General features: G+C 70.4%; 4 protein-coding genes, 1 tRNA gene and 1 other RNA gene. 5 read left to right on the top strand and 1 reads right to left on the bottom strand.

Annotated elements, in window-relative coordinates; all coding sequences use genetic code 11:
- The 3 genes from VJR25_RS06355 to VJR25_RS06345 form a co-directional block, all read left to right on the top strand.
- A partial coding sequence (locus VJR25_RS06355) for an OsmC family protein (protein ID WP_324113707.1) occupies positions 1–464 on the top strand: 464 nt, incomplete at its 5' end.
- A gap of 31 nt (positions 465–495) precedes the next feature.
- On the top strand, positions 496–975 hold the full coding sequence (locus tag VJR25_RS06350; RefSeq protein WP_324113705.1) for a hypothetical protein: 480 nt from the start codon (positions 496–498) through the stop codon (positions 973–975).
- Positions 976–1,144: 169 nt separating this feature from the next.
- On the top strand, positions 1,145–1,567 hold the full coding sequence (locus tag VJR25_RS06345) for a MarR family transcriptional regulator (protein ID WP_324113702.1): 423 nt from the start codon (positions 1,145–1,147) through the stop codon (positions 1,565–1,567).
- Positions 1,568–1,615: 48 nt separating this feature from the next.
- On the opposite strand, the gene VJR25_RS06340 is transcribed toward VJR25_RS06345, so the two are convergent.
- Positions 1,616–1,700, bottom strand: a tRNA-Ser gene (locus tag VJR25_RS06340).
- A gap of 84 nt (positions 1,701–1,784) precedes the next feature.
- Between VJR25_RS06340 and ffs the strand changes: the two genes are divergently transcribed.
- Positions 1,785–2,052: signal recognition particle sRNA large type (gene ffs / locus VJR25_RS06335), an RNA gene on the top strand.
- Between the two features lie 148 nt (positions 2,053–2,200).
- Positions 2,201–2,503, top strand: a 303-nt coding sequence (locus VJR25_RS06330; RefSeq protein ID WP_324113700.1) for an AAA family ATPase, incomplete at its 3' end; no start/stop codon positions are given.

Genomic DNA, 2,503 nt, shown 5'->3' with positions numbered 1-2,503 from the left:
TGAAGGACCAGTACCGCACCGAGCCCGACGCCGCGCTCGTCACGTTGCGCGCGGAGGGGTCGCTCGCCGACACCGAGGTCAGCTGCTCGGTGCAGACGGGACGCGCGCTCGTCGAGGCGGGCCTGCATCCGGGGACCGGTGGTGACGGATCGCACGCGTGCTCGGGCGACATGCTGCTGCAGGCGCTGGTCGCGTGCGCGGGCGTCACGCTGCGATCGGTCGCGACGAACCGCGGGCTCGACGTGCGCGGCACGGTTCGTGCGGAGGGCGACCTCGACTTCCGCGGCACGCTCGGTGTCGACCGCGACGCGCCCGTCGGGTTCCGCTCGATCCGGCTCTCGTTCGACCTCGTGTCCGACGCGAGCGCGGAGGAGCTCAACGCGCTCGTCGCGGCGACGGAGCGCTACTGCGTCGTCCTGCAGACGCTCGCGCGCTCGCCGGACCTGTCCGTCACGACGAGCTGACGGGGGCCACACCCGTATGGGAGCGGAGAGCATGCAGGCTCTTCCAAACCCGCCGGAGGCCTTCGACCGGATGGTCGCGGTGGTGACCGAGTGTCTGAACTGCCCACGACGCTCGGAGCGACATCGAAACGCCCGCGAGAAACTCCTTGACACCAAACAACTTGGGGTCAAGTATCTAGATACCGATCATCTGGCTGGCAAGGTATGCTGGCCGCGGACGGGGGAGTGGACAATGGGAACAGCAGCGACGTTGATCGTCCGGCACCGCGTGGAGGACTACGGCGCCTGGCGCTCGGTGTACGAGACGGTGGAAGGCCTCCGCCAGCAGCACGGCTGCACCGGCGCCGAGGTGATGGTCGATCCCGCCGACAAGCGGGACGTCTTCGTCTTGCACCGCTTTCCGACCGTCGCGCAGGCCCAGGCGTTCGCCGGCAGCACCGATCTGCGCGAGGCCATGGGCCGCGCCGGCGTGGCCGGGCCCCCTCGGATCGAGATCGCCGTCGAGGCCTGAGCTGAGCGCCTCCGCTGCACGCCGGAAACGTGGCGTCCCGCTTCGGGGCGCCACCCCGGCGCGTCCACCAGAGGCCGACGCATTCGAGCGCGAGTACCCCGGGTCGTCGTGGCTCGCTTCCCGTGCGGTCCGCCAGCTCGAGGTCGTCGGCGCCCAGGCCGAGGAGCTCGTGGCCGGCGTCGCCCGCCGTCACGGGCTCTCGCACGCCGCCCTCAACGCGCTGGCCGTCATCGAGGGCGCGGGCGGTCCCCTTCCCGCCGGCGAGGTCAGCGCGCGGATGCACATCACGACTGGGACGATGACAAGCGTGCTCGACACCCTCGAACGCAACGGCTACGTCAAGCGCCTCGCCGATCCGAGCGATCGCCGCCGCGTCCTCGTCGACATCACACCCGCCGCGCAGGCCGTGCTCGACAAGATGCTCCCAGAAGTCCAGCACGTCATCGCCGTCGCCCTGCGAGACATCGACGCCGACACGCTCCAAGCCTTCTTCGACACCCTGGCCACCGTGAGCGCCGCGATCGCCGCCGTCCCCGACAACGTGCCGCCCGCGGCTGCGCGCCGTACTCCCGCCCGCCTCCGCCGCACCTGAGAAACGCCGGCGCGGATGCGTCGCGATGTCGGATCACCGACGACCGTGCGGAGGGAGTGGGATTCGAACCCACGGTGGGTTGCCCCACACACGCTTTCCAAGCGTGCCGATTCGGCCGCTCTCGCATCCCTCCCGGAAGCGCGCATCGTACCGGCGCGTTCGCGGTGGACCGGCCGGACCGCGGCGGACGAACGCACTGGTACCCTCACGACGCGGACCGTGCTAGGCGGGGAGCTCGTGGTGCCCTGTACCCCAAACCCACGTGTGGGGGGCTGAATCCCCGTCCGAGGCCACGGTCGACGTGAGGAAGGCGACCCGTACGCCGACGTCGAGGGTCGGGTCCTGCGCAACGGAATCCCGTGAACCGAGTCAGGTCCGGAAGGAAGCAGCTCTCAGCGGGTCCTTCCGTGTGCCGCAGGGTGGCCTGGCCTGAGCCGACGGCGGGCTGCGCGTCTCACGGCGCCTGGTCGACGACGGGTGCACGGTCCGCATCGCCAGAGGCGATGCGGACCGGACGACACGACCGCTCTGCCGAATCCCCGCGCGCAGGGGTCTCAATGTGTGGATTTCTTCGACATAGCGAAAGAAATCCACACAAGTGAGCTGCTGGTGACCCCTCGCTAACCTCGGCCCGTGGCGTTCCAGTCGCTGTATCGCAAGTACCGGCCGCAGCGCTTCGGCGAGCTCGTCGGGCAGGAGCACGTCACGTCCGCGCTGCGCAACGCGGTGCGCGAGGGACGGGTCGGGCACGCCTACTTGTTCTCGGGTCCGCGCGGCACGGGCAAGACGACGACCGCGCGCATCCTCGCCAAGGCGCTCAACTGCCTGAGCCCGACGCCCGAGGGCGAGCCCGACGGCACCTGCGAGAACTGCGTCGCGATCGCGCGCGGCAGCTTCAGCGATCTCGTCGAGCTCGACGCGGCGTCGAACCGCGGC

Source organism: Microbacterium sp. (genome assembly GCF_035277845.1).
Lineage (GTDB): Bacteria > Actinomycetota > Actinomycetes > Actinomycetales > Microbacteriaceae > Microbacterium.
Note: the sequence above shows the minus strand (reverse complement) of the source record. Positions and strands in the feature narration are given on the sequence as shown.

What these genes read in the sequence shown, in the direction of transcription:
- VJR25_RS06350 (WP_324113705.1), top strand. Translation starts at nt 496, where the DNA reads ATGCAGGCTCTTCCAAACCCGCCGGAGGCCTTCGACCGGATGGTCGCG.